The sequence below is a fragment of the Microvirga sp. M2 genome, assembly GCF_047497095.1.
Lineage (GTDB): Bacteria > Pseudomonadota > Alphaproteobacteria > Rhizobiales > Beijerinckiaceae > Microvirga.
Genome location: NZ_CP134064.1, coordinates 1118493 through 1143689 on the forward strand (window position 1 = coordinate 1118493; position 25197 = coordinate 1143689).

General features: G+C 64.3%; 23 protein-coding genes and 2 pseudogenes. 13 read left to right on the forward strand and 12 right to left on the reverse strand.

All coding sequences use genetic code 11. The annotated features are described in order from the left end of the window. The first annotated feature begins 125 nt into the window (after positions 1-125). Both RE429_RS24860 and RE429_RS24865 read left to right on the forward strand, forming a co-directional pair. The gene (locus RE429_RS24860; RefSeq protein WP_414474423.1) at positions 126-2105 is read left to right on the forward strand and encodes an SDR family oxidoreductase; all 1980 of its coding nucleotides are present in this window, start codon (positions 126-128) and stop codon (positions 2103-2105) included. A gap of 55 nt (positions 2106-2160) precedes the next feature. Beyond that, entirely contained in the window at positions 2161-3909 is a 1749-nt protein-coding gene (locus RE429_RS24865) for an AMP-binding protein (RefSeq protein WP_414474424.1), read from the forward strand. A 91-nt stretch (positions 3910-4000) separates the two neighbouring features. Here RE429_RS24865 and RE429_RS24870 read toward each other — a convergent pair. Continuing rightward, positions 4001-4672, reverse strand: a pseudogene (locus RE429_RS24870) (integrase core domain-containing protein); the annotation flags it as partial. Between the two features lie 571 nt (positions 4673-5243). Here RE429_RS24870 and nirK point away from each other — a divergent pair. Next, positions 5244-6707, forward strand: coding sequence for a copper-containing nitrite reductase (nirK, locus tag RE429_RS24875; protein ID WP_414474425.1), 1464 nt, complete (start codon positions 5244-5246; stop codon positions 6705-6707). A gap of 78 nt (positions 6708-6785) precedes the next feature. Beyond that, the gene (locus RE429_RS24880; RefSeq protein WP_414474426.1) at positions 6786-7568 is read left to right on the forward strand and encodes a succinate dehydrogenase iron-sulfur subunit; all 783 of its coding nucleotides are present in this window, start codon (positions 6786-6788) and stop codon (positions 7566-7568) included. A 253-nt stretch (positions 7569-7821) separates the two neighbouring features. On the opposite strand, the gene RE429_RS24885 is transcribed toward RE429_RS24880, so the two are convergent. After that, positions 7822-8553, reverse strand: coding sequence for a CBS domain-containing protein (locus tag RE429_RS24885; protein WP_414474427.1), 732 nt, complete (start codon positions 8551-8553; stop codon positions 7822-7824). Between the two features lie 477 nt (positions 8554-9030). Between RE429_RS24885 and RE429_RS24890 the strand changes: the two genes are divergently transcribed. From RE429_RS24890 to RE429_RS24900, 3 genes are read left to right on the forward strand one after another with little or no spacing between them, the layout of a single operon-like run. Next, positions 9031-9594 (forward strand): DUF1269 domain-containing protein, encoded by a 564-nt coding sequence (locus RE429_RS24890; RefSeq protein ID WP_414474428.1) that lies wholly within the window; start codon positions 9031-9033, stop codon positions 9592-9594. A gap of 31 nt (positions 9595-9625) precedes the next feature. Next, positions 9626-9919: a hypothetical protein gene (locus RE429_RS24895; protein ID WP_414474429.1), complete on the forward strand. Its 294-nt coding sequence runs from the start codon at positions 9626-9628 to the stop codon at positions 9917-9919. 44 nt (positions 9920-9963) lie between these two features. Then, positions 9964-10170: a hypothetical protein gene (locus RE429_RS24900; RefSeq protein WP_414474430.1), complete on the forward strand. Its 207-nt coding sequence runs from the start codon at positions 9964-9966 to the stop codon at positions 10168-10170. A 120-nt stretch (positions 10171-10290) separates the two neighbouring features. Here the strand turns inward: RE429_RS24900 and RE429_RS24905 are convergent, their stop codons facing one another. Together RE429_RS24905 and hdhA are read right to left on the reverse strand one after the other, a co-directional pair. Further along, a complete protein-coding gene (locus tag RE429_RS24905) occupies positions 10291-10482 on the reverse strand; it encodes a hypothetical protein (RefSeq protein ID WP_414474431.1) in 192 nt (63 codons plus the stop codon). Positions 10483-10524: 42 nt separating this feature from the next. Next, on the reverse strand, positions 10525-11292 hold the full coding sequence (gene hdhA / locus RE429_RS24910) for a 7-alpha-hydroxysteroid dehydrogenase (protein ID WP_414474432.1): 768 nt from the start codon (positions 11290-11292) through the stop codon (positions 10525-10527). A 184-nt stretch (positions 11293-11476) separates the two neighbouring features. On the opposite strand from hdhA, the gene RE429_RS24915 reads away from it, so the two are divergent. After that, positions 11477-12820: a serine hydrolase domain-containing protein gene (locus RE429_RS24915; protein WP_414474433.1), complete on the forward strand. Its 1344-nt coding sequence runs from the start codon at positions 11477-11479 to the stop codon at positions 12818-12820. 76 nt (positions 12821-12896) lie between these two features. On the opposite strand, the gene RE429_RS24920 is transcribed toward RE429_RS24915, so the two are convergent. The 5 genes and pseudogenes from RE429_RS24920 to RE429_RS24940 form a co-directional block, all read right to left on the reverse strand. After that, complete coding sequence (locus tag RE429_RS24920; protein WP_414474434.1) at positions 12897-14126, reverse strand: amidohydrolase family protein; 1230 nt, start codon at positions 14124-14126, stop codon at positions 12897-12899. Positions 14127-14372: 246 nt separating this feature from the next. Then, positions 14373-15764, reverse strand: a complete 1392-nt coding sequence (locus RE429_RS24925; RefSeq protein ID WP_414474435.1) for a mercuric reductase — start codon at positions 15762-15764, stop codon at positions 14373-14375. A gap of 144 nt (positions 15765-15908) precedes the next feature. Then, a complete protein-coding gene (locus RE429_RS24930) occupies positions 15909-17552 on the reverse strand; it encodes an MFS transporter (protein WP_414474436.1) in 1644 nt (547 codons plus the stop codon). 1 nt (position 17553) lies between these two features. Further along, positions 17554-17772 (reverse strand): annotated as a pseudogene (locus tag RE429_RS24935) (NADPH-dependent FMN reductase); the annotation flags it as partial. Positions 17773-18065: 293 nt separating this feature from the next. After that, positions 18066-18290: a hypothetical protein gene (locus tag RE429_RS24940; RefSeq protein ID WP_414474437.1), complete on the reverse strand. Its 225-nt coding sequence runs from the start codon at positions 18288-18290 to the stop codon at positions 18066-18068. Between the two features lie 199 nt (positions 18291-18489). Between RE429_RS24940 and RE429_RS24945 the strand changes: the two genes are divergently transcribed. The 3 genes from RE429_RS24945 to RE429_RS24955 all read left to right on the forward strand — a co-directional run bounded on the left by RE429_RS24945 (position 18490) and on the right by RE429_RS24955 (position 20459). Next, positions 18490-19167, forward strand: a complete 678-nt coding sequence (locus tag RE429_RS24945) for an HAD family hydrolase (protein ID WP_414474438.1) — start codon at positions 18490-18492, stop codon at positions 19165-19167. Positions 19168-19420: 253 nt separating this feature from the next. Then, positions 19421-19924, forward strand: coding sequence for a redoxin domain-containing protein (locus RE429_RS24950; protein ID WP_414474439.1), 504 nt, complete (start codon positions 19421-19423; stop codon positions 19922-19924). A gap of 1 nt (position 19925) precedes the next feature. Further along, complete coding sequence (locus RE429_RS24955; RefSeq protein WP_414474440.1) at positions 19926-20459, forward strand: DsbA family protein; 534 nt, start codon at positions 19926-19928, stop codon at positions 20457-20459. A gap of 128 nt (positions 20460-20587) precedes the next feature. Here the strand turns inward: RE429_RS24955 and RE429_RS24960 are convergent, their stop codons facing one another. From RE429_RS24960 to RE429_RS24970, 3 genes are read right to left on the reverse strand one after another with little or no spacing between them, the layout of a single operon-like run. Beyond that, on the reverse strand, positions 20588-20827 hold the full coding sequence (locus RE429_RS24960) for a hypothetical protein (RefSeq protein WP_414474441.1): 240 nt from the start codon (positions 20825-20827) through the stop codon (positions 20588-20590). A 50-nt stretch (positions 20828-20877) separates the two neighbouring features. Then, on the reverse strand, positions 20878-21216 hold the full coding sequence (locus RE429_RS24965) for a hypothetical protein (RefSeq protein WP_414474442.1): 339 nt from the start codon (positions 21214-21216) through the stop codon (positions 20878-20880). Between the two features lie 26 nt (positions 21217-21242). Then, on the reverse strand, positions 21243-21887 hold the full coding sequence (locus RE429_RS24970; RefSeq protein WP_414474443.1) for a hypothetical protein: 645 nt from the start codon (positions 21885-21887) through the stop codon (positions 21243-21245). 50 nt (positions 21888-21937) lie between these two features. Between RE429_RS24970 and RE429_RS24975 the strand changes: the two genes are divergently transcribed. Both RE429_RS24975 and RE429_RS24980 read left to right on the forward strand, forming a co-directional pair. After that, a complete protein-coding gene (locus tag RE429_RS24975) occupies positions 21938-22234 on the forward strand; it encodes a hypothetical protein (RefSeq protein ID WP_414474444.1) in 297 nt (98 codons plus the stop codon). Positions 22235-22339: 105 nt separating this feature from the next. Next, positions 22340-25177 (forward strand): AAA family ATPase, encoded by a 2838-nt coding sequence (locus RE429_RS24980; RefSeq protein WP_414474445.1) that lies wholly within the window; start codon positions 22340-22342, stop codon positions 25175-25177. Positions 25178-25197: the final 20 nt, after the last annotated feature.

Here is a 25197-nt window from a genome sequence, read left to right on the forward strand (position 1 = left end):
ATACCATGATGCCCACTGCACCTTGAGAAAAGTCAACGTGGGCGCCGCCCGCAACGGTAACTTCTACAAACGAAATCTGTCGGTTCTTCAGCGGCTGATTCTGTTTGCGCCAAGGGCTCAAGAGGATGATCTACTTTGTCACGGGAGCGAGCGGCTTCATCGGCAAACGGCTCGTCCGGACCCTTTTGGTCCGATCGGAGGCAACAATATTCTTCCTCACTCGTGATACCGCTTCCCGGAGCCTTGATGAGCTTTATCGTTTCTGGGGGACCAATTGCACCCGAGCCGTTCCCGTCGAAGGGGATCTAACGCGGGCCGGTCTAGGCCTCAAGAGTGAGGATCTGGACCAGCTCACGCACGGCGTCGACCACATCTTCCATCTCGCGGCGGTCTATGATCTCGAGGCAGATCCCGATATCGTCATGCGCACGAACGTCCAAGGTACGCGGGAGGTCGTTACGCTGGCCAACAGGATTGGTGCCAAACGGTTTCACCACATCAGCTCGATTGCCGCCGCCGGGCTTTATGAGGGCGTCTTCAGGGAGGACATGTTCGACGAAGCGGAGCATCTCGAACATCCGTATTTCGCCAGCAAGCATGACGCCGAGCGCATTGTACGTGAAGAGTGCCGGATCCCTTGGCGCGTCTATCGACCGGGCATCGTCGTCGGAGACTCCCGAACAGGCGAAATGGATAAGATCGACGGCCCTTACTACTTCTTCAAGATGATCCAGAAAATCCGCTCGCTTTTGCCGGAATGGCTCCCGACTCCAGGGCTCGAGGGTGGGTACATCAATCTTGTGCCGGTCGACTTCGTCGTTGCGGCGCTTGATCGTATCGCTCACCTTGACGGTCAGGATGGCGCCTGCTTCCACCTGACGGATTCAAAGCCCCACCGTGTTGGAGATGTGCTGAGCATCTTCGCCCGAGCGGCTCACGCGCCTCCCATGGGGGTCCGGATAAACGCGGCCTTGTTCAAGATGGTGCCGACGGAGCTCATGAAAGGTCTCCTGGCGCTCCCTGCAATTCGGCGCATCCGAAGGGCGTTCATGAAAGATCTCGGATTGCCTACCGATATCCTGTCGATCCTGAACTATCCGACGAACTTCGATAATCGGCAGGCGGCCCGCATTCTCGAGCCTGCGGGCATTACGATTCCACCAATCGAGGATTATGCCTGGAGGCTTTGGGACTACTGGGAGCGTCACCTTGATCCGGACCTGTTTGTCGACCGGTCGCTGCGCGGCTGCGTGGCAGGGCGGACGGTTTTGGTTACTGGAGGATCGTCCGGAATTGGGAAGGCCACGGCATTCAGGTTGGCGGAAGCTGGTGCGAAGACGATCATCGTGGCTCGCGAAGCGGATCAGTTGGAGGAAACTCGGCAGCAGGGACTGGAACGCGGCCTCACATTCATGACCTACGTGACCGACCTGACTGACCCGCAGCAGTGTGATGCCCTCATCGAGAAGGTAAAGCTGACCCATGGCCCAGTCGATATTCTCATCAACAATGCCGGCCGCTCGATCCGGCGCGGAATTGAGGATTCCTTCGAGCGACTGCACGATTTCGAACGGATGATGGCCATCAACTACTTCGGGAGCCTGCGGCTGACTCTTGGTCTTTTGCCAGACATGGTCAAGCGTGGCAGTGGCCACATCATCAACATTTCGTCGATCGGCGTTCTGGCGAACACTCCTCGGTTCTCTGCCTATGTGGCGTCGAAGGCAGCTTTCGAGGCATGGACGCGGTGTGCCGCAGCTGAGTTTCTCGACCGGGGCATTGCGTTTACGACGATCAACATGCCGCTGGTCCGCACGCCTATGATTGCGCCGACCAAGGTCTATGACACTGTTCCGGCCCTCACGCCGGACGAAGCCGCCGTATTTATCGTCCGGGCCATCCTCCGTCGTCCTGTCCGGATTGCCACCGAGCTCGGCATTATCAGCGAAATCCTGCATGCTCTGACACCGCACGTCGCCCAGAGCATCACCAATGCGGTCTACAGGACTTTTCCGGATACACCGGCACAGAACCGAAACGAGGCAGGAGCAGTCTCCGCGGAGCAGACCGCCATGGGTCACCTACTGCGCGACATTCACTTTTGAGAATGGGCTAACAGTCACGTGAGGATGGCGACCAGCGAGAAAGGATGAAATTCCGATGTCGGAGACGACAGAGCATGGCACACCTCTATCCAGCAGCGAGCGGACTAGCTCCGCACCTGACAGCGTTTTCGAACCCTCCCGCGAAGGGGGACTTGAGAGGGTCTGGCTGAAGCGATACCCGGCCGGAATCCCTGCCGAGATCAATGCAGATGAATACCGCTCCCTCATCGCTCTCTTCGATGACAGCCACCGCAAGTTCGGACCGCTGCCGGCATTTAGCTGCCTGGGAGCGGAGATCACCTACGCGCAGCTCGACCAGCTCACCCGCCGGTTTGGCGCTTATCTCCAAAGTGCCCCGAGACTCAGACCTGGTGCTCGGATCGCCCTGATGATGCCGAATCTCCTCCAGTATCCAGTCGCGATGTTTGGGGCTCTGCGGGCCGGATACATCGTGGTCAACTGCAATCCTCTCTACAGCCCTCGTGAGCTGGAATACCAGCTGCGGGACTCTGGGGCCGAGGCGATCGTCATCGTCGAGAACTTTGCACACGTTCTGGAGCAGGTCCTGGAAAAGACCAATGTAAGGCATGTGGTCACGACGCAAATTGGCGACCTTCTTCATTTTCCGAAGCGGCAGATCGTCAATTTCACGATCAAGCATGTGAAGAAACTGGTCCCGCCATGGAGCATTCCCCACGCGGTTCCATTCCGGGCGGCCCTTAGCCAAGGCGCAAAGCTATCTTGGAACCCGGCGGATCCTGGGCCGGAGGACATCGCTTTCCTCCAGTATACGGGCGGAACGACCGGTGTGCCAAAGGGCGCGATGCTGACCCACCGCAATCTCATCGCAAACGTTCAGCAGGCCAATGCCTGGCTCCAGTCCTTCCTGCAGGAAGGGGAGGAGACCGTCGTCACGGCACTGCCACTCTATCACATCTTCGCTTTGACCGCGAACTGTCTCGTCTTCTTCAAGATCGGTGCGCGTGACATCCTGATTCCAAACCCGCGCGACATACCTGGACTCGTTAAGGAACTCCGCAAGCATCGCTTCACCGATATGACGGGCGTGAACACCCTCTTCGCTGCCCTTCTCAACAACCCTGATTTTGCTCAGCTTGACTTTTCTCGGCTTGAATTCTGCATGGCTGGCGGAATGGCTGTGCAACGTGCCGTCGCTGAAAGATGGAAGCAGGTGACCGGACGACCGCTCATCGAGGGCTATGGCCTGACCGAGACTTCCCCCATTGTAACAATCAACCCGCTCGATCTTCAGGATTACAAAGGCTCGGTCGGACTTCCTGTCCCATCGACTGATATTGCTATCCGGGATGATGATGGCCGCAACCTGTCTTTTGGCGAGACGGGAGAGCTGTGCGTGCGTGGACCGCAGGTGATGAAAGGCTACTGGAACCGGCCTGACGAGACGGCACAGGTCATGATGACGGACGGTTTTCTGCGCACCGGCGATATCGCGACAGTCGATGAAGTAGGCTTCGTACGGATCGTCGACCGCAAAAAGGATATGATCGTCGTTTCCGGGTTCAAGGTGTTTCCGAGCGAAGTGGAGGATGTCGTCATGCTGCACCCGGGGGTGCTGGAAGCCGGCGCGGTCGGAAGACCGGATCCCGACAGTGGTGAGGCCGTGGTGATCGCGGTCGTGAAACGCGACCCTGATCTGACGGTGGAGGTGCTTATCGAGCACTGCCGCAGGAATCTGACCCCCTACAAGGTTCCGAAGTATGTAGAGTTCCGGACTGCGCTTCCAAAGACCCCGGTCGGCAAGATCCTCCGGCGCGCTCTTTAGAAGGCCTCGTCCTGTATCAGGTAAGGGAGTTCCTAAAGCGCAGAGCCTGCCGCTTTCCGAGGCCCTGCGGAATCTCCATCTTTTGGGATGGCTAGATGTTCAGTCGCGGCATTTGATGGGCGGAGTCAAAGCTGAAGCGTTTGGGCTCCTTGAGCCAGGTTTTGCAAATGATCTCGTAGGGACTGAGGCCCTGCAGAGTCTTGAGCCGTCGGGCGAAGTTGTAGGCACTCACGAAGTCTGCCGGATGCTGCCGGAGCTGGTCATGGCTGTCGTAGTAGTAGCGTACGACCGTCGCGTCCTTGAGGGTGCGGTTCATCCGCTCGACCTGACCATTCGTCCAGGGATGCCTCGACTGGGTCAGGCGATGGTCCACATCGTTCTGGGCACAGGCATACTCAAAGGCATTGGCCCGGAAGAGCTCGCCTCGTTTCATCGCTTTCTTGATCAGCGGGGCTGCAGAAGCCGTGTTGCTGGGCGTGGTGAAGTGAATGCCATGGCCGGTCAGGACCGTGTGAACCTTGTAAGGAACAGCTTTGATCAGCGCACGCAGGAAGTCGCCGGTGATCGCGGTTGTCTCCTTCTCGTGCAGCTCCACGAAGGCAAACTTGCTGGTGCGATCAATCGCAACCAGCTGATAGAGCCGTCCCTCCTCGGTGCGCACTTCGGCAATGTCGATATGGAGGTAGCGAATGGGGTGGGCCTGGAACTTCTTCTTGGCCGATTTGTCGCCGGTGACCTCGGGCAGGCGGCTGATGCCGTTCCGCGCCTGGGCGGAGCGGACCATCATGCCCTGCTTGCATTCGAGGAGGATCGCCCGCATTGCGATCCTGTGCCTGCGCGGGGACGGGAGACGTCCGCGAGGACTTCGATGGCCTGCAAGAGATGCTCTGCCACGTCGAGCCTGTTCCCGGCAGCGGCCTGCTTCAGTGCCGCATGGATCGCGGCTTCCAAGTCTGCCTGTCGGTGGCCATAAAGACCTCCTGGCCGCTGAATTTGGCTCAGCATGGGCCTTGCAACGGTGGCAAGATCAAGCGGTGTGTCGTGACCGATCGACGGCGGACATGTCTGATCCCGAAGGATCCTGGGGCAAGTGGTCGAGAGAGCCCGACCCGCGGCAAGGATTGGGATGACGTCGGCCAGAACGGCCGGACAAGGACAAACTCGGTACGCCAGCAGACCAACGGAACGGTGACGCCCCGCTTGAGCGGGACAGCACGGCATGCCTGGAGGAACCGGTCAGCGCTCCTACGGTTCTCCGCATGGTGAACGGGGCCCTTGGGAGCGCCTGGGCGCTTGGCCCCGCATCGTGGAAATTGTGCCTGAACGGATCACCCATGCGGATCCTCACCTCAACCTTCCTGTTGGCAGCCCTATTCACGGTCCTCGGCTTCCCGGCACAAGCCCAGCCGATGCCCCAGCCCGGCGACCTGCAGGTGCAGGCCCAGCCTGCGGCTCCGGCGGCCAACGCGCCAACTCCTCCAGGCCCGGCAGCCGGGCCTCGCCCGCCGGCCACCCTGCGGATGCATGCCCCGGCTGTGTTCACGTTGCGCTCCGGCGTGGCTCAGGGCAAGATGGTGTTCATCGGCGTCGGCGGCGACATCGACGGTCGGGTCAATCCGACGCTCAGGGTCCACGAGGATGAGACCGTGCAGGTCAACCTCATCAACGGGGAGGGGGCCGAGCACGACGTCGTCATCGACCAGTATGCCGCCCGCTCGGAGAGAGTAGTCGGCAAAGGGGCCAGCACCACTTTCGCCTTCCTGGCCGACAAGGCCGGCGAGTTCGCGTATTTCTGCTCCGTGCCGGGCCACCGAGAGGCCGGCATGGAGGGGCGCCTTCGGGTCATGCCCGGGCCGCGGGCCGCCATGCAAGCGTCGGCTCCCGATATCGTGCATGATCCGATCGACCTGCCGCCGCCCATCGGGGTCAGGTCACCTCAGGTGGTGCGCGTCGATCTCCAGGCTGTCGAATTGAAAGGGCAATTGGACGATAAGACCACTTACGGCTACTGGACCTTCAACCGGAAAGTGCCTGGTCCATTCGTGCGCGTGCGCGTCGGCGATACGGTTGAAGTGCATCTCAAGAACAGCGATGACAGCCTGATGGTCCATTCCGTAGATTTCCATGCCGCGACAGGCCCGGGGGGCGGCGCTGAGTTCACGCAAACCGATCCGGGGCAGGAGAGTATCGTCACATTCAAGGCGCTGACACCCGGCCTCTTCGTTTACCATTGTGCGACACCCATGGTCGCGCACCATGTCACCAATGGCATGTATGGCCTGATCCTCGTCGAGCCGGAAGGCGGCCTTCCGCAGGTCGACCGAGAATTCTACGTCATGCAGGGCGAACTCTACACGACACAGCCATTCGGATTCCAAGGCGACCAGGAGATGGATTACGAGAAGCTCATTTCGGAGCGGCCGGAATACTTCCTGTTCAACGGATCCGTCGGTGCGCTCACGCGAAGCCATCCGCTGCGGGCGCGGCCAGGAGAGACAGTGCGCCTGTTCTTTGGAGTCGGCGGACCAAATTATGCCTCGTCGCTCCATGTCATCGGCGAGATGTTCGATCACGTCTCCCAGGGCTCCAGCCTTGGCGGGTTGCCGCTGACGGGCATGCAAACCGTCCTGGTGCCCCCGGGCGGCGCCGTCATCGCCGATTTCAAGATCCGCCGGCCCGGTCGCTATTCTCTGGTCGACCATGCGCTATCGCGGCTGGAGCGTGGGCTTGTCGGCTTCCTGATCGTCGACGGTCCCCAGAACGATGACATCATGCATGCCGGGCCGGCGCGGCGGTGACTGCCTGGGGTCAGGGCGTCCATTCCGGGTCGAACCGACGAAAGCGGCAACAGATCCTGCGGCAGGAGGAGCATCTGAATGGCCCAGTTCACGCTTCCCAAGAATTCCAAGTACACCGAAGGCAAGACCTGGCAAAAGCCGGCCGGGGCCAGCAACGTCCAGAAGTTCCGCATCTACCGCTGGAACCCGGACGACGGCGCCAATCCGCGCATCGATACCTACTTTATCGACCGCGACGATTGCGGCCCGATGGTCCTCGACGCGCTGCTCTGGATCAAGAACAACGTCGATCCGACGCTGACCTTCCGACGCTCCTGCCGCGAGGGCGTCTGCGGGTCCTGCGCCATGAACATCATGGGGCTGAATACATTGGCCTGCACCTTGGGCATGGACGATTGTCGGACCGACACGATCAAGATCTATCCGCTGCCGCACATGCCGGTGCTGAAGGACCTCGTGCCCGACCTCACGAGCTTCTTCGCCCAGCACGCGCTTATCGAGCCCTGGCTTCAGACCGAAACCCCTCCGCCGGAGACCGAGTGGCGGCAGACCCCTCAAGAGCGCTCCAAGCTTGACGGCCTGTACGAGTGCATTCTCTGCGCCTGCTGCACCACCTCCTGCCCGAGCTACTGGTGGAACGGCGACCGCTATATCGGGCCAGCGGCCCTGCTCCAGGCCTATCGTTGGCTTGTCGATTCCCGCGACGAGGCTACGGATCGACGGCTTGACACGCTGCATGATCCATTCCGGCTCTATCGCTGCCACACGATCATGAACTGTTCGAACACCTGCCCGAAGAGCCTGAACCCGGCGAAGGCCATCGCCGAGATCAAGAAGATGATCCTCGCCCGCCGGTTCTAGGCCGTCTCAGATGGATCCAGCGGCCGTGCGCCATAGATGACCGATCTCCCCCGTGCGGGAGTGAGCCAGCATACGCTGCGACCATACGCTGCCATCCAAGGGAGGCGTGATGAGATCAGAAAGGAGGATTTCGGGCCGGACAGCCGGACGGGAAATCGACCCCACGTTCGATGCTGTAGAACGACCTCGATGATCGTCGCAGTCGGAAACCCTCACTGGACGGTCATAGGATTAGGGCAACGGGCGCTGCCATTCACTGCGAAGCATTCTGGTGCGGTCCGCTCTCCTCCGGCAGGACCACGATTCCCGAATGCGGCTCGATCCACGCCACCTGATCAATCACCGCCTGCACCCCAGGCACGTTCTCGGCCACGACCTTGGCGGCCTGCCGCATGCGTTCATCGAAGATTGCGCCCGTCAGGGTCACCACGCCATTCTCGACATGAACCCGGATGAACTTGCTGCCCCACTTCTGCGAGTCGAGCTCCGCCAGGACGGCTTCGCGGATCTGATCATCGGCAATGGTGGCGGGGGAGGCCGTCGGCAGGGTCCGCGCGAGAGCCCGCAACACGTCGGAGCGGGCCACGATTCCGATCACCTTCCCGCCTTCGAGCACCGGCAGCCGCTTGATCTGGTGGCGGCTCATCGCCGTGACGACCTCTTCGAGCAGCGCATCCCGGCGCGTCGTCACGGGATCCGTCGACATCACCTGCTCGACCCTACGGCCGTGGGTCCGCACGTATTCATCGGCCAGTTTTCCGGGACCGACGAGGAATCCGAGCCATGAGGACCGCCTGCGTTCGGTGCCGAGCTCCCCTCTGCGCAAAAGGTCCCCTTCGCTGATCATCCCGACCAGCGTGCCGTCCCGCGTCGTGACGGGAAGGCCGCTGATCCGATTCGCCAGCATGAGCTGTGCGGCTTCGGCGATGGTGGTGGACGGCTCTACGCTGATCACCGGTGTGGTCATGACATCTGCGACAATCACGAGGTCCTCCTGACGATAGGGTCACGAGCGGAAAGAAAGCGGGCGCGGGTCAGAGGGCGCGCCGGAGCACCGCCGTTGGCGCGACTGCCGATATCGAGCCGTCGCTGGATCGCGCTCCGGTCCCGCGGGGTGGGATCGATATCGTCGTGGCTGAGCATGGGAGAGCCCTTCCTCCGATCGGGCCAGTTTACTCCCACTCCGCCGATCCCGCAGCTCCCCTGCCGGACCGGGACCCGCAATGCGGTGCGCCGTCGGATTTTCGCCATCATGCGGCGGTTAAGTGAGCGAGGAAAGCCTCAGCCGATCGAATCGAGGCCCTCGCGCCGGAGAGAGGCGCGTGCGGCATCAGGGTTTTTCCCAGGTAATCTTGGGGGCGTGTGTGGCGTCGGGGGTTTTCTCAACTGTCCCGCAATCCGCGGCCGACATCCACGTTGCTCACCGGACAGGGGCCGCACTGCTTCCAGAGGAGGCCGGTCGATGGCTGAACTGGTGGTCGTCGGGTTCGACAACCCGACCGATGCGGACCGCGTCCTGACCGAACTGACGCGCCTGCAGAAGGAATACCTGATCGATCTCGAGGATGCCGTCGTGGCGATCCGCGGCCTGGACGGCACGGTGCGCATCAAGCAGAGCGTCAACCTGGTGAGCCTGGGCGCGGCCTCGGGCGGCCTGCGCGGCGCCCTGTGGGGCAGCCTGATCGGCCTGCTGTTTCTCAATCCGCTCGCCGGCTTTGCCATCGGCGGTGCGGTCGGGGTGGGCTCGGGGGCTTTGTCCGGGAGCCTGATCGATTACGGCATCAACGACGACTTCATCAAGGCGATCGGCCAGACGCTCAAGCCCGAGACCTCGGCCCTGTTCCTGCTGATCCGCAAGTCGCAGCCCGAGAAGGTGCTCGCCGGGCTGGCGGGGTTCAAGGGCCATGTGATCCGCTCGTCGCTGTCGCCCGAGCAGGAGGCCCGGCTGCAGGCCGCGCTGGCCCGGGCGCACCCGCCGAGCCCGAGCGAAGGCGTCGCGACTGCCGGCGCCATGGCGGCGCCATGAAGGCCCGCGCAGGTCGGCACAGGAGAGCGCCATGCTGTCACGACGGTTGTTTCTGACGTGGATTGCGGGCACGGCGGCCGCGACGGTCGGGGTCGCGACCGAGGCCGCGGCCCAGCCGAGCCCCGAACCGCGCCGGCCGAGCGGGCCCGGCCCCGGCCGCCCCGGTCGCCCGGGCGGGCGGCCGCCGCCGCCCCGGCGGCGCCCCGAGCGCCGGCCGCGGCCGCGTTCGGGCTTTGTCTGGGTGCCGGGCCGCTGGGTCTGGAGCGCCCGGCGCGGGCGCTGGGTCTGGAGCGACGGCCATTGGCGCCGGCGCCGGCGCTGGTAGCCGCATCGCGGCCCGCGCAAGAGGAGGAGCCGATGCGGCTGGGCGTGAACGTGTCGGCCCCGCTGATGTACGGCCTGAGCTGGATCCTGCTCGGGGCCGCGGTCCTGATGGTCGTGCTCGCCGCCGCGACCGCTCTCGGCCTGGACTGGCTGCCTGTCGCGCCCGTCACGGACCTGATCGCCGCCGCGCTCTGCGGGCTGCTTGCCGTGGCGTGCCGGTCGCTCGGCCGCCGGTTCGAGCAACCGATCTAGGGCCACGGGCGATTCAGGGTCCCGGGCGATCAAGAGCCACGGGAAGAGGGCGGGTCGCGGTCGCTCCGTCCATCAGGCCGCTCCTTATCGGGGTGACGCAGACGATTGCACGTTCGGGCGTTAGAGCATCGGACGCAAAACCGGTTCCCACTTTTGCGTGAAAAGATGCTCAAAAGCATCAACTGACAGCATCGGATGTGGGTCCGATTGCACGTCCCATGCTGTAGCCTCGCCGATGTTCTGTGCGTCACCGGTGACAAGGGTGACGTGCCCGTCCACGCGAAAGTCCGCGAAAGAATCGAATTGCGCCATCGGGATCTCCAGCCCACGGGACGCTCCAGCCCTTCTGAAATGTCAGTCCAGCTCCTGGATGCCTCCGCCTGAGACGGTGAGGACCTGGCCGCTGATCCAGGACGCGGCTGGTGAGCACAGGAACAGGGCGGCGTTGGCGATGTCCTCGGGCCGCCCCAGGCGTCCGAGCGGGGTATGCCGCAGCATCGCCTTCTCGACCTCGGGCGTCAGCACGCTTGCCAGCGCGTCCGTGCGGATCGCGCCCGGCGCGATGGCATTCACCCGGATGCCTTGCGGTCCGAGGTCGAAGGCCATGTTTCGGGTGAGGTGGTTCACGGCCGCCTTGGAGGAGCCGTAGGAGGCCATCCGCATGTTTCTGTTCTCACCGGCCATGGACGAGATGTTGAGAATCGCGCCACGGCCTTTTGAGGCCATGTGAGGCGCAGCCAGTTGCGACAGGCGAAAGAGCGAGAACAGGTTGAGCTCGAAGGCCCCACGGAAATCCTCCATCGGCATGTCGAAGGGCTTGGGGCCGCCGCCACCGGCATTGTTGACGAGGATCGTGAGGGCGCCGAAGCCGTCGACGGTTGCCTGGATCGCAGCCTGAAGGTCGGTCTCCCGCGTGACGTTGCAGCCGATCCCCACAGCCCGTCCGCCCGCCCGTGCGATCTCGGCAGCGACCGCCTCAGCGGTCTCCGCCTTGAGGTCGCTGACCACCACGGCCGCGCCGGCCGCGGCGAAGATCTGGGCAATGGCCTGGCCGATACCGGCGCCTGCTCCCGTGACCAGAGCCACTTCACGATCGAGACGGAATTGCCCGGGATCGTACATGCCAATGCTCCGTCGGAGATCCGCAGGCTCAGGGTGCCACTCCTCAAAACATCAGGTCAATGAGAGACTTTGCCCACGTCCTCATAGGTCTTCCCCTGATGCACCCGCATTCGGGCCACATAATCATGCGATGGTGGATGATGATCATTCGACTTCGAGGATGCAGCGTGGAGGACGGGCGGCCATGTTTTTTCCGAAGGGCAAGCGGCATCTGCTCGCCCTCGCCCTCGCCCTCGCCTTGGCCTTGGCCGTCGACGTGAGCGGCCCCGCATGCACCCTGGCTCAGCCGGCATGGACGGCTCAGGCGTCCGACCCGATCGCTCTGGGGTGGATGCAGGGCTCGCCGCCGCCGCCAGACCGGATCATCCGCTTCGCGGACGGCACCTATCGTTCGTTCCCGCAATGGCGTTGGTCCGTCTGCCATTTTCAGCAGCTGATGCCGACGACGCCGGTCTCGCGAGGCCTGGGGGCACCGCGTCCGCTCGAGAGGGCTCCACGGGCCGACATCGAAACCGTTCGCTTCACCCCGACAGGCGCGACAGAGCCGATGACGTTCATGGAAGCATTCGACCGGAACTTCACTGACGGGATCGTCATCCTGCACGAGGGGCGCATCGCCTATGAGCGCTATGCCGGTTGTCTGTCGGAGCAGAACAGACATGCGGCGATGTCGGTCACAAAATCGCTCATTGGCCTGCTTTCGGAAATCCTCATCGCCGAAGGCACGCTCGACGAAAGCCGCCGCGTCGATTCCTATGTTCCCGAGCTTGCGGCAAGCGCCTTTGGAGACGCTACCGTTCGACAGGTCCTCGACATGACCACGGGCCTCGAATTCAGCGAGGATTATGCCGATCCCTCAGCCGACGTGTGGCGGCATGCGATGGCCGGCAACCCACTACCGAAACCGGCTGATTACGCGGGTCCCCGCAACTATTACGAATACCTGGTCACAGTTCGTCGAAGCGGCGCTCACGGTGCCGCTTTCGGCTACAAGACCGTGAATACCGACGCGATGGGCTGGATCCTCAGCCGAGTGACCGGCCGGCCGGTCGGCGATCTGCTGGCGGAGCGGATCTGGAGCCGGATCGGCGCGGATCTGGAAGCCTATTTCACGGTGGATTCCATCGGCACCCCGTTTGCCGGAGGCGGCTTCAACGGGGGCCTCCGGGACCTTGCACGCATCGGGCAGCTGTTCCTCGACGGCGGCATGGTCGACGGCGTTGCGGTCGTGCCGGAAGCGGCGTTGAACAGCATCAGGCGCGGCGGCAGCAGGAGCGCCTTCGCACAGGCTGGATACTCTCAACTCGCCGGGTGGAGCTACCGCAGCATGTGGTGGGTCACTCACAACAAGAATGGTGCATTCATGGCGCGCGGCGTGCACGGTCAGTCCCTTTATGTAGACCCCACCGCCCATGTCGTGATTGCCAGGTTTGCCTCGCATCCGGAAGCGGGCAACGCCGCCAACGACCCGACAACACTGCCCCTTTATCAGGCCATCGTTGACCGCCTGCAGGACTCGACCCGGTAGAGCATTTTTTCGGCGAAGCGGATCCGGTTCGCCGTCAATACCGATGCGCTCTTTCCAAGGAGGGAGCATCGAATGCTCATTGCAGGATGTCGTAGGATCCGTGCCGGTACACGCGACCTGCCTTCATCACGAAGTCCACTTTCGTCGTCACCGAGATGTCGGCCAGCGGATCTCCCGGCATGGCCACGATGTCCGCTTGTTTGCCCGATGCGAGGACCCCAAGATCGTCGCGCTGCAGAAGCTCGGCCGCGACACTGGTTGCCGCCTTGAGCGCACGGGCCGGCGACAGCCCGGCGGCCACCATCGCCTGGAACTCGAGAATGCCGTGGCTGAACGGAAACATGCCGCAGTCCGTCCCATAGGCGACCTTCGCTGCGCTCCGGGCAATGCGTTGTTGCGCCGCCTCGATCGCATCCACGTCGCGGCGGAACTTCCAGACGGCCTGCTGGGGCAGCTTCCCGCCTTGCAGCAGCTCCTTGTCCTCGCGCGTCATCTGCATGGTGGGGACGAGAAACGCCCCGGCCCGCTCGGCCATGGCAATACCCTCGTCGTCGATGAGGTAGCAATGCTCCACACTGCGCGCTCCGGCGCGCAGAGCCTGCTTGCAGCCCTCGGCAGCGCCCGTGTGGACGGCCAGTGGCAGATCGAGTTGCTGGGCCGTCTGCGCGAGGCACTGCATCTCGTCCTCGAACCAGGTGACCTTGGCCGGGTCATCTCCGAAACTCATGTAGCCGCCGGTGTTCATGGTCTTGATCCAGTCACCGCCGAATGCGTGCTCCATGCGAACGAGCTCGCGGATCTTGCCGGGCGAGTCGGCGACTCGCGACAAGCCGAGGCGGCAGCGGCACGGGAACATGCCCTGTGCGTCCGCATGCCCGCCCGTGGCGCTGATCATGTGGGCAGCCACGATCAGGCGGGGACCATGCACCCGGCCCGTCGCCAGGGCGTCACGCAGATTGATCGTCGGCCAATCGGGGTCCAAGGTGCCCATATCCCGCAGAGTGGTGAAACCGTAGCGCATGTACTGCTGAGCGTGGTGCAAGCCGTCGAGGGCCTTGACCGCGGAGCACTGCAGGGTCTGCTGCTTGAGGTTAAGGCCGTCCAGACAGAGGTGAACGTGGGTGTCGATAAAGCCTGGAGTGACGGTTCGGTTGGCGAGCTCGATGACGGGCGCGCCGTCCGGTCGTCCAACCGAGCTGGAGACCTCAGCGATGGCGCCGTCCTCGATCAGGATCTCCGTGGGCCCATGGAGCGTGTCGTTGATGCCGTCGAAGACCTTGCCGCAGATCAGCACCGTCGTGGCCATCGATCGCCTCCGCGAGCAATGATCGCGCCAACGCGCTGGCGCCATCATCGGTTCCAGCCCGCACGAACGAGTACCGGTGTCTGCCGGCCATACACGACCGGCACGCCCGCCTCCAGCGCGGTCGAACCCATCAGCCGCCGCCATTGTAGTGCCGCCATGCACCCGTTGGGCCCGCCGGTCGCTGGATCCGGGGATGTCGGCCAAACGCCAGCTTTCTCACATGGGCTCAGGTATCGCAGATTGAGATCACCGGGCCGGCACGTTGGCGAAGAGGACATTGAGGCCCTCGGCCATGGTCGGGTGGGTGAAGATGGCGTCGCGCAATCCAGTGTAGGGCAGCCCGGCCAGCATTGCCGTCTGCACCACCGCGATGACCTCGCCCGCGCTGGGACCGAGCATGGTGAAGCCGAGGATGCGGTCGCTACGCGCGTCGAGGAGCACTTTCATGAATCCGCGCGTTTCGCCAAGGGTCTGGGCGCGCAGGACCGAGCTCATCGGCAGCGTGGCGACCCGCACCTCGAGACCCTGCTGGCGCGCCTGCGTCTCGCTCAAGCCGACCCGCCCGAGTTCGGGGTCGATGAACATGCAGTATGGCACCAGGCGACCGCGCGTTGTGTGATCGCCGCCGGCCAGGTTGTCGCGCACGATCCGGAAGTCGTCGAAGGCCGCATGGGTGAATTGCGGGCTGCCGGCGCACTCGCCCATGGCCCAGACACTGGGCGCGGTCGCTTCGAGACGCTCGTTGACCTTGATGAAGCCGCGCTCATCGAGTTCGAGGCCCGCAATGTCGAGCCCGATCCCGTGCGTGTTGGGCGTCCGGCCGGCGGCGACGAGGAGATCGCTGCCCTCGATCGTCCGCTCGCCTTGCGGTGTCTCGATCCTGAACTGCACCGTGTCGCCGGAGCGCCCGGCAACCGCTTTCGTCACCGCGCCGAGAACGACCGCGATGCCGTCCGCCTCGAAGATCGCCTTGACCGCCTCGGCCACGTCGGGATCCTCGCGCCCCACGAGCTGTGGCCCAAACTCGACCACCGTCACCTGGCTGCCCAGCCGGCGGAAGGCTTGCGCGAATTCCGCCCCGACATAGCCGCCGCCGAGCACGATCAGGTGCTCGGGCAGGCGGTCGAGCTCGAGAATCTCGACCGGGGTCAGGGGAGACGCATCAGCCAGGCCCGGCACGTCGGGGATGGACGCGTGCGTCCCGAGATCGAGGAAGATGCGCTCGGCCTCGATCCGCCGTGTCCCACCCGCTTGCAGGGACACCTCGGCCGTGCGGGGCGCGACGAAACGGCCCTCGCCGAGGATGAAGTCGAGACCATTGGCCGCGAACTTCTTGCGGTGGGTCTCGATCAGGCCCGCGACCATCGCGCGCTTGCGCTCGCGAACGCCCTCCATGTCGGTGGCCACTGGCCCGGTCCGCAGGCCATAGGCGGAGGCGTGGTGGAGCAGGTCTGCGACCTTGGCGCTGTGTATGACGTTCTTGCTCGGCAGGCAGGCGATGTTCGGACACGATCCGCCGATCAGGCCGCGCTCGACCACGGCGGTCGGGCGGCCTTGCCGCGCCAGCTCCCAGGCAATGTACTTGCCCGGCTCGCCACCGCCGAGGATGAGGTTCTCGACTGTCACGGTCTCGGACATGGTAGCCTCCGCCGGCTAGAGCATCGATCCCAAAAGCGGACCCGCTTTTGGGATCGATGCTCTACTCCTCAAATGGCGCATCGCTCGGAGCGGATCCAGCGGGCCGTACGATGCGCTAGGCATGGGCATCAACCTGGACACGGTTCACGGCTTTTTGAGGGATGTGGTGGCGTGTGAGGCCGCAATCAGATGCGTGACCTGCGGAGGTCCCTGTGTCAGCCGCAGGATCTCCTCTTCCTGGCTGCGGTCCGCATTGGTCACGCGCTGGTGCTGGCGCAAGTGCTCGAGCCAGGATTCGACCAGGAAGGTCTCCACGAAGCGTCCGGGATGGGCGGCATCTTCAAAAACCCCGTATGCATAGGCACCATCGCGCTTGCGCTCGCGGGACAATGTCTCCATCGCGAAGAGGAATGCATCGCGGTTCTGAGGCAGGACCTGGTACGCGATCGTGATCAGAACCGGGCCCTGATCGCCCTCGATTTCATGGGCCACCACAGGTGGCGGCCAGTGCATGGAGGGCGCAAGGTCAAGTCCAGCGGCCGTCAGCAACCGCCAGCGCGACGAAAGCGGAACCGCCAGGACGGCGCTGGCCGCCGCGATGTAGAGCGTGGGAGGGAGTCCCGTATGCGCGGCGAGTTCGCCCCAGACGATGCTGCCAATCGTCATCGCGCCGAAGAACACGGTCACATAGATTGCGAGGCCGCGGGCGCGCACCCAGTCCGGCAAGGCGATCTGGGCCGACACATTGAGCGTCGCCACGACACTGATCCAGGCGACCCCGGCAATGGCGCTGGCCGCCACGGCCGTAGCCGGCCCGCGCGCCAGCCCGAACAGCAGGAGGGCCAGCGCGGTGCCGAACGTTCCAAAGGCGACGATCCGATCGGGACCGACCTTGGCCTTTATCCAGGACAGCGCGATAGCCCCTGCGATGGCCCCGGCGCCGATCGCGCCGAGAAGAAGCCCATAAAGCTCGGCCCCTCCAGCAATCTGGAGGCGCGCCACGAGCGGCAGCAGTGCCCAGTAAGCGCTTGCAACCACAAAAAACCCGGCGGCTCGCTTCAGCGTCGCCCGCAGAGGCAGATTGTTTCGTGAATAGCGTAAACCCATGCGAACGGCGCTCGCGAACCGCTCCGCCGGAACGGAGGCGGCCGTTCTTGGTGGCGGGCGCCACCATAGCAGGGCCGTCACGGTTGCCAGGTTGGCGATGGCATTGGCCCAGAACGGCGTCGCAATTCCGACAACCGCGATGAGAACGCCACCAAGGGCCGGGCCGATGGCGCGGCTGATGTTGATGCCAACGCTGTCGGCCGCCACGGCGGCTGGTAGATATTCCCTCGGGACGAGCTGCGGCACGACCGATTGCCAGGCGGGTGCCCCCAAGGCGGAGCCTGTTCCGGCCAGGAACACAAAGAACAACAACGACGCCGGAGTGACGAGGCCGAATGAGACGAGGGCGGCCAGGACCGTGGCGGTCGCGGTCGTCCCGACCTCGACGCCGACCAGGAACTGTCGCCGGTCGACGATATCGGCGAGCGCGCCGGCCGGCAGGGCGAAGAGAAACATCGGCAGGCTGGCTGCGACCTGGACCAGCGACACCATCAGCGGGTGCGCATCCAGGCTGGTCATGAGCCAGCCGGACGCCGCGCTGTACATCCAGTAGCCGATATTGGCAATGAGCGTCGCGGTCCAGATTACCGCGTACGCCCGGTGCCGGAAGGGAGCCCACGGCGAGGCGGAGGCCCCCGCAACGGATGTTCGCTTCTTGGCGGCGCCGGTATCTCGAGACATCTCATGCGTCGCGCGGCAGGGCGGTGTAGACCCGCACGATGAACCGGTAAAACTCGGCCATGTCGTTCCGCAAGAACGTGGCTGTGGCTTCGTTCGTGACCTCACCCTCGTCGGTGATGAGCTCAGGCTTGAACTGAATGAAGGCCTCCGGCGCGGTCGTCCGGGGCGAATTGCAGAAGCCGAGTACGCTTCGCGGCTGTTGCTGGGCGATGGCTGTGCCGCCGATCGGAGAGCCGGCTTTGAACGTGGTCATGGGACACTCCTCTGCATAGGTTGACGCCTCTTGGGCGGCTCATTCGGGGAAACGACGATTGCGTTCCGGCCGCCTATTCCGCGATGGGAACGATCATGCCGCCCGTCTCGCCGTCCTGCGCAGCCTCATTGAGCTAGAACCGTGATCGGAGGGAGCGGCGATTGGCTGGAGGCGGGCATTGCAATCTCCGTGCAAGCCACACGCATCACCAACGCAACAGCACCGCCGTATCGGACGCAATGCCGGGCCTTTTTCTCGTCTCAGCCCGGACAGCTTGCCGACGCACGCACCGTGGTTCTAGAGGGCAGGAAGGGGTCGGCAAGCTCGACCCCAGAAACAATTTCCTGCAAGCCACCGATCTGACGGCCGGCCGGGGAACTCGCCGCCCGCATTTCCCGTTTGGCACGGATGGAGCCTGATCCGGAGCAAGGCCGCTTCAACGGGAAGTCGGGCGTCGAGGCGTTCATCATGGACCACTGGATCATGATCCAGCACATCCCCCGGCCTTTCCCGCCCGACGCCCGGGCGATCAAGGGCCCCTGGGCGGGAGGATGACGGTGCGGCGGATCGGGAGTGGGTCGCAGCGGAGCCGCCTTACGCACGGTGGAAGGAACGACCTGCAGCCGACGCTTCAGTCTGGGCCACGGCCCTTCATCGGCTCAATGTCCTGAAGGCGCGGACACCATGGATCAGCATCAAGTGTCTTTCCTGTTCGATCTTGACGGGACTCTTGTCGACAGCGTCTACGAGCATGTCCTGGCGTGGCACGATGCGCTGGAAGCCGATGGCATTGAACTCTCGGTCTGGCGCATCCATCGCAAGATCGGGATGTCGGGTGGGCTCTTCACGAACATGCTGCTGCGTGAGACCGGACTGGCGATCGAGCCTCAGCGCATCGAGCGGCTGCGGCAACTTCATGCCGAGGCCTATCATCGTCGTTCCGGCAATATCCGGCCGCTGCCGGGCGCCCGTCAGCTTCTCTCCTACCTGACGGAAACGGGCATTCCCTGGGCCATCGCAACGAGCGGCCGCGTCGAAACCGCGGGACCTGTCTTGAAGAACCTCGGAGTCGATTCCGGGACAGTGCCCGTCATCACGCGCGACAAGGTGAAGCACGCCAAACCGGATCCCGACCTCTTCCTGGCCGCGGCCGATGCGCTCGGGCATCCGATAGGGAGCGCGTGCGTGGTCGGCGACAGCATCTGGGACATGCTGGCTGCCCGTCGTGCCGGCGCACTCGGGGTGGGCCTGCTGTCGGGCGGCTATGGAGAGGACGAGCTTTACCGCGCGAGCGCCTATCGCGTCTACGAGGATCCGGCCGATCTGTTGAAGCATATCGACGAAGTAGGCGGAAGGCGGTGAGACGGCTCGTGGCGCCTGGGCACTCACAGAGTGGGTGTCGCGCTGCGAGTGCGCAGGGTGATCGGGATTCGGCCTTTCCGAATGTGAAAACGGCCACAACAAAACCGCCTTCCCGATGTGGCATGGAGAGCCTGTGTTGTGAGTTGCGGGTCGAGAGGCCAAGCGGATTGAGAGGCCGAGCGAGTCGAGAGGCGAAGCCCGTGCTTGGCAGAAGCCTTGGATGCTCCACCACCGGAACCAGGGAGTTGCCGATATGTCGAACCCAGCGACGGCCGGTGAGCATGCCATGCCGAAGGTCGGCGATCCGGCTCCGGACTTCACGCTGCATTCGACGCCGGACCAGTGCGTGACACTCTCCGAGCTGAGCGGACACCCGGTGATCCTCGCGTTCTACCCCGCCGATTGGAGCCCGGTCTGCGGCGATGAACTGGCCCTCTTCAACGAAGTCCTGCCGGAGTTCAGACGCTACGACGCCGAGCTGATGGGCATCTCCGTTGATGGCGTTTGGTGCCATGCTGCGTTCGCACGCGAGCGCAAGCTGCATTTTCCGCTGCTTGCCGACTTCGAGCCCAAGGGAGCCGTGTCCCGCCGCTACGGGGCTTACCGGTTTCACGAGGGCACATCCGAACGCGCTCTCTTCGTGATCGACCATGCCGGTCTCGTCGCTTGGCATTATCTGTCACCGGTCGGCATCAATCCAGGCGCCGACGGAGTCCTGACGGCCCTCGAGCGATTGAGCCAGCCCAGGAGCGACTGACATGGCCCATCTGACACCTCCTGTCGGCCCGAAGGACAAGACGCAGGGGCGGGCGACGGCGCCGGTTACCCTGGTCGAGTACGGCGACTACGAATGCCCGGCCTGCGGAATGGCCTACGGCATCCTCAAGCTGGTGCAGAATGAAATGGGGGATGACCTGCGCTTCGTGTTCCGCAACTTCCCTTTGACGGAGGTTCATCCGCACGCGGAACACGCAGCCGAGATCGCCGAGGAAGCCGCGGTTGCCGGGCGCTTTTGGCCGATGCACGACATGCTGTTCGAGAATCAGGAAGCCCTCAGTGATCCGAGCCTCGTGACCTATGGCGAGCAATTGGGCCTTGGGGAACGGGACCTGTTGGCCGCCCTCGGTGGCAGCCATGCCAAGCGCATTCGCGAGGATTTCCTCGGCGGTGTCCGGAGCGGTGTCAACGGGACCCCAACGTTGTTCGTCAACGGACAGCGCTATGACGGCCCCGTGGATCCGGAGAACCTGCTGGTCGTCCTGCGGCGGCAAGCTCCATCGAATAATCGCTAGAGCGTCGAACGCAAAAGTGGAAACCGGTTTTGCGTGGAAAGATGCTCAACAACAGAGACTGACAGCATCGGATGGGTGTTCGATGTCACACCCGATGCTGCAGGCGCTTTCGGCGCCGACACAGCACCTCAATGCTCCTTGGCGGAAGGAGGATGCCGTGGCAGATCCCGCTTGGCCGGATCCTCGAACGCATCCTCACCGGGTCCGAGCCCCGACCCTGCCGTTTCCTGACCGTCCGAACCGCCGAGATCGAACCCCGGGCGATCCTCGGAACCGGGGCGGGGAGGGCGATCGGCCGCTTTCGGATCGGGATACTCGGCCGGCACGTTCGGCTGCTCCGCGCCCGGTCGCTTGCCAGTCTTGTTCATGGTGATGTCCTCATTGGCTGTGGGAGTGCCGATCCCTGCGGGGAATTGTCTCATCCTAATCCAGGGTCGACATCGTCGCCCTCTGTGGGCAACGGTCCCGCGCCTTCTGCAGGGGTCGAGATCTCGCGGGTCGCTTCGGGCGAGACGGTCGGATTGCCATCACGCCGATGCGGGCTGATTTCGTGCCAGGGTGGCGTCAGGCCCGGTTCGATCCTGGCGAACTTGGCATGATCGACCTGGACTTCACGGAACGGATCCGCGCTTTCCGACCCAGGGGGACCCGCGCCCGGTGTCGCCCCACCCGGTGGGCTCTCCTGTGGGAGGCTCTCCTGCGGAGCATCCGGCGGTTGAGGCGGCTCGGAGTGGTTGCCGTAACCTGCGTAGCCCATGGCGGGCTCCTTTGCTGGACCAGTCGTCAGCTTTCTGCCCGGGTCAGGATCTCCCGCGCCCCGGCTGCTTCCAGTTCCGCGCGGGCGAGATCATGTTGTTCCGCCGTTCGGGGCTGGATCCACAGCACCAGCCCGCCGTGTTCAAGCTGATCATGGATGGTGCGGGCATGCTCGTGGTGAAAGCCGTAGGCCAGCAACGCCCCGAGCAATCCCCCGGTTCCGCCAGCCGCCGCGACCCCTGCCAGCGCAACCCCCAGGCTGCCGCCGGTCAGAATGATGCCTCCGGCCGCGAGCCCGGCACCGAGATAGAACAGGCTACCGATCAAGCCACCTGCGGCTGCGCCTTCGCTCTCCGGCTCCATGTACGCGCCGGTCGGCGCAGCGGGATCCAGCGCGACATCCGTCGCGGTGGCGGTGGGGTGGCGGCGCCAGCCCTCGACGGCCGCCTGAGGGGCAAGTACGCCGAATTGAGCTCTGTCGAAGCCGGCAAGTTCCAGGCGGTCGACGGCGGCCTGCAACGCCTCCGCCGAAGGGAGAACGCCGATCACCCGTTCCTGCGCTCCATCCGGCATGATCCCACCTCCCGATGGGTCGTGATTACGGGCGCTGATTTCGGCATTCCCATGGTCAACGAGAAGGATCTCGGATTTTTCGCCGACCGGCTGGAACACCCGTATCCAACCCGGCTTTATTCGCTGCCATTCAAACACGGAGTTCGACCATGGCGGAACTCGTGGTGATCGGTTTCGACACGCCCCATGAAGCGGATCGTGTCCCGACCCAACCGAGGCGTCTGGAACAAGACGATGTCACCGACCTTGAGGGTGCGGTTGCCGCCATCCTCCCGCCGGACGGCAAGGCCCGGCTCAAGAAAAGTATCGATCCTTTGGGAACCGGAGCCGCAATGATCCTCCGCGATGCCCACGATGCCACAAAGCGCACGGCCGGGCAGGGCGATGATGGCACCAACGATCTGATCGTCTCGGAGATGATCCGCATCAACGAGCTCGAGACCTGATTCTTGGCCCCGCAGCGGGTCGACACGCCGCTGGTGCGGGTGTGATTGAACCCTTTGCCGGCCCGCGTGACCAATGAGCGTAGCGACGCCAACGGGAGATGAGCCATGGCGAACGGAATCTGCGATATCTGCGGTATTCGGCCGGCGACCGTCCGGGCTCAGGTGGTCAGGAACGGCCACCGTGAGACCATGGAGCTGTGCGACATCGACTATCGTCGCCTGGCCCGCCAGCAACACCCGAGCTCACCGCTGGAGTCCCTGTTCGGCCGGCGCGGCAGTCTGTTCGACGACTTCTTCAATGATGAGTTCTTCGGGGGCAGCCCGCTCGCAAGCCCGAGGGATCGCGCCGATGAGGCTCCGGAGACGGGCGATGGCGGTGGGACGCCCGTTCCGGTGCGATCTGGGCGCGGACGCGCCCGTGGCCGCGGAGCCGCCGCCAACGTCGCCGATCGTCTGAGCGAACACGCGGAGGAGATTCTTCAGTCCGCGGCTCGCCGGGCCGGCGATTTCGGCCGCAAGGAGGTCGACACCGAGCATCTGCTCCTGGCGCTCACCGAAAGCGATGTCGTCCGCACCATCCTGGAGCAGTTCAAGGTCTCGCTCGACGACCTGCGCAACCAGATCGTTGCCGAGAGTCCGCGGGGCGACTTCAATCCGGAGGAGGGGGGTGAGATCGGCGTCTCGCCGCGGGTGAAGGACGCGCTCTCCCGCGCCTTCTCGGCGTCCAGCGAGCTCGGCCATTCCTATGTCGGCCCCGAGCACCTGCTCATCGGCCTTGCCGAGGAAGGGGAAGGCATCGCGGCCGACGTGCTGCGCCGCTACGGCCTCACGCCGCAGGCCATCCGGCAGCAGGTCACCAAGGTGGTCGGCCGTGGCGCCGAGGAGGGTCGCGTCGAGACGCCCACCAACACGCCCAATCTCGACAAGTACTCGCGTGACCTCACTCAGCTCGCCCGCGATGGCAAGCTCGATCCGGTGATCGGCCGCGCGCAGGAGATCGAGACCACCATCGAGGTGCTGGCCCGGCGCAAGAAGAACAACCCGGTGTTGATCGGAGAGCCCGGCGTCGGCAAGACCGCCATCGTCGAAGGTCTCGCGCAGCGGATCGTGGCAGGCGAGGTGCCGGAGAGCCTGCGCGACAAGCGTCTGGTCGAGCTCTCCATCAACTCCATGGTGGCCGGCTCCAAGTATCGCGGCGAGTTCGAGGAGCGTGTGCAGCAGATCCTGAAGGAGGTCACCGAGCGCGAAGACGAACTCGTCCTGTTCATCGACGAGCTTCATACCATCGTCGGCGCCGGCCAGGGGGGTGGGGAAGGCGGCCTCGACATCGCCAACGTGTTCAAGCCGGCGCTCGCCCGCGGCGAGCTCAACCTGATCGGCGCCACCACGCTCAACGAGTACCAGAAGCACATCGAGAAGGATGCCGCTCTGGAGCGCCGCTTCCAGCCGGTCTTCGTGCCCGAGCCGACGGTGGCCCAGACCATCATGATCCTGCGCGGCCTGCGCGATACCCTCGAGGCGCACCACAAGGTCACGATTACGGACGACGCGGTCATCGCGGCGGCGGAGCTGTCAGACCGCTACATCACAGGACGCTTCCTGCCCGACAAGGCCATCGACCTGATCGATCAGGCCGCCGCCCGGGTGAAGATTTCGGCCACCGCGCGGCCCGTCGACGTGCAGGAGCTGGAGGCCGAGGTGCGCCAGCTCAAGCGCGAGCAGGACTATGCCGCCTCGCGCAAGCAGTTCGACCGCGCCTCGGAGCTCCAGGCTCAGCACGATGCCCGCAACAAGGAATTGCAGGACGCGACCGAACGTTGGCGGCGGGAACGCGGCTCGGCATCGACGGAGGTGCGCACCGAGCACATCGCTCAGGTGGTGTCGAAGCTCACCGGGGTTCCGGTCAACGAGCTTACGACGGAAGAACGCCAGCGCCTCGTGAACATGGAGGAGCGTTTGCACCAGCGTGTGATCGGTCAGGAGGAGGCCGTCAGGGCCGTGAGCGACGCCGTACGCCTGGCGCGGGCGGGCTTGCGCGAGGGAAGCCGCCCCATCGCGACCTTCCTGTTCCTCGGCCCGACCGGCGTCGGCAAGACCGAGCTCGCCAAGGCCCTTGCCGAGACGGTCTTCGGCGAGGAGGACGCGATGATCCGCCTCGACATGTCCGAATACATGGAGCGGCACGCGGTGGCTCGCCTGATCGGTGCCCCTCCCGGTTATGTCGGCTACGAGGAAGGCGGGCAGCTTACCGAGAGGGTTCGGCGCAGGCCATACTCGGTGGTTCTGCTCGACGAGATCGAGAAGGCGCATCCGGACGTCTACAACGTGCTGCTGCAGGTCTTCGATGACGGACGGCTCACCGACGGCAAGGGCCGGGTGGTGGACTTCACCAACACCGTCATCATCGCGACGAGCAATCTCGGCTCCGACATCATCCAGCGCCACCTCAACGTGCGTGGCACGGCCGAGGAGGATCAAGCCCGTCTCAAGCGCGAACTGATGGACGTCCTGCGCGGTCACTTCCGGCCGGAGTTCATCAACCGCATCGACGAGATCATCGTGTTTCACGCTCTGGCTCGCGGTGAGATCCGCTCCATCGTCGAGATGCAACTGGAGCGGGTGAGGCGCACGGCCCACGGCCAAGGCGTCGATCTCGATATCGACGGCAGTCTCGTCGATCATCTGGCTGCGGCGGGCTTCCGACCGGAGTTCGGCGCCCGCGAGCTTCGCCGCCTGATCCGTTCGGAGCTGGAGACGCAGCTTGCCCGCGCCATGCTGGCGAACGAGGTCCACGAGGGCGACCGGGTGCTCGCCCGCTGGGACGGCGCCCAGCGGAGGGTCGTGATCGAGCCGCAGGCAAAGGCATCTGAGCGGACCGATACTTCGGTCGAGGTCGAGCGAAAACCATCGGAGCGTCCCGGCGCGCACGAGGCGGCCGAGTAAAACAGGGCTGTTCCGGGTCG

Excerpts from the sequence above, each read along its gene's own strand:
- RE429_RS24860 (WP_414474423.1), top strand. The coding sequence starts at position 126 with ATGATCTACTTTGTCACGGGAGCGAGCGGCTTCATCGGCAAACGGCTC.
- RE429_RS24865 (WP_414474424.1), top strand. The coding sequence starts at position 2,161 with ATGTCGGAGACGACAGAGCATGGCACACCTCTATCCAGCAGCGAGCGG.
- nirK (WP_414474425.1), top strand. The coding sequence starts at position 5,244 with ATGCGGATCCTCACCTCAACCTTCCTGTTGGCAGCCCTATTCACGGTC.
- RE429_RS24880 (WP_414474426.1), top strand. The coding sequence starts at position 6,786 with ATGGCCCAGTTCACGCTTCCCAAGAATTCCAAGTACACCGAAGGCAAG.
- RE429_RS24890 (WP_414474428.1), top strand. The coding sequence starts at position 9,031 with ATGGCTGAACTGGTGGTCGTCGGGTTCGACAACCCGACCGATGCGGAC.
- RE429_RS24895 (WP_414474429.1), top strand. The coding sequence starts at position 9,626 with ATGCTGTCACGACGGTTGTTTCTGACGTGGATTGCGGGCACGGCGGCC.
- RE429_RS24905 (WP_414474431.1), bottom strand. The coding sequence starts at position 10,482 with ATGGCGCAATTCGATTCTTTCGCGGACTTTCGCGTGGACGGGCACGTC.
- hdhA (WP_414474432.1), bottom strand. The coding sequence starts at position 11,292 with ATGTACGATCCCGGGCAATTCCGTCTCGATCGTGAAGTGGCTCTGGTC.
- RE429_RS24915 (WP_414474433.1), top strand. The coding sequence starts at position 11,477 with ATGTTTTTTCCGAAGGGCAAGCGGCATCTGCTCGCCCTCGCCCTCGCC.
- RE429_RS24920 (WP_414474434.1), bottom strand. The coding sequence starts at position 14,126 with ATGGCCACGACGGTGCTGATCTGCGGCAAGGTCTTCGACGGCATCAAC.
- RE429_RS24925 (WP_414474435.1), bottom strand. The coding sequence starts at position 15,764 with ATGTCCGAGACCGTGACAGTCGAGAACCTCATCCTCGGCGGTGGCGAG.
- RE429_RS24930 (WP_414474436.1), bottom strand. The coding sequence starts at position 17,552 with ATGTCTCGAGATACCGGCGCCGCCAAGAAGCGAACATCCGTTGCGGGG.
- RE429_RS24940 (WP_414474437.1), bottom strand. The coding sequence starts at position 18,290 with ATGATCCAGTGGTCCATGATGAACGCCTCGACGCCCGACTTCCCGTTG.
- RE429_RS24945 (WP_414474438.1), top strand. The coding sequence starts at position 18,490 with ATGGATCAGCATCAAGTGTCTTTCCTGTTCGATCTTGACGGGACTCTT.
- RE429_RS24950 (WP_414474439.1), top strand. The coding sequence starts at position 19,421 with ATGTCGAACCCAGCGACGGCCGGTGAGCATGCCATGCCGAAGGTCGGC.
- RE429_RS24955 (WP_414474440.1), top strand. The coding sequence starts at position 19,926 with ATGGCCCATCTGACACCTCCTGTCGGCCCGAAGGACAAGACGCAGGGG.
- RE429_RS24960 (WP_414474441.1), bottom strand. The coding sequence starts at position 20,827 with ATGAACAAGACTGGCAAGCGACCGGGCGCGGAGCAGCCGAACGTGCCG.
- RE429_RS24965 (WP_414474442.1), bottom strand. The coding sequence starts at position 21,216 with ATGGGCTACGCAGGTTACGGCAACCACTCCGAGCCGCCTCAACCGCCG.
- RE429_RS24975 (WP_414474444.1), top strand. The coding sequence starts at position 21,938 with ATGGCGGAACTCGTGGTGATCGGTTTCGACACGCCCCATGAAGCGGAT.
- RE429_RS24980 (WP_414474445.1), top strand. The coding sequence starts at position 22,340 with ATGGCGAACGGAATCTGCGATATCTGCGGTATTCGGCCGGCGACCGTC.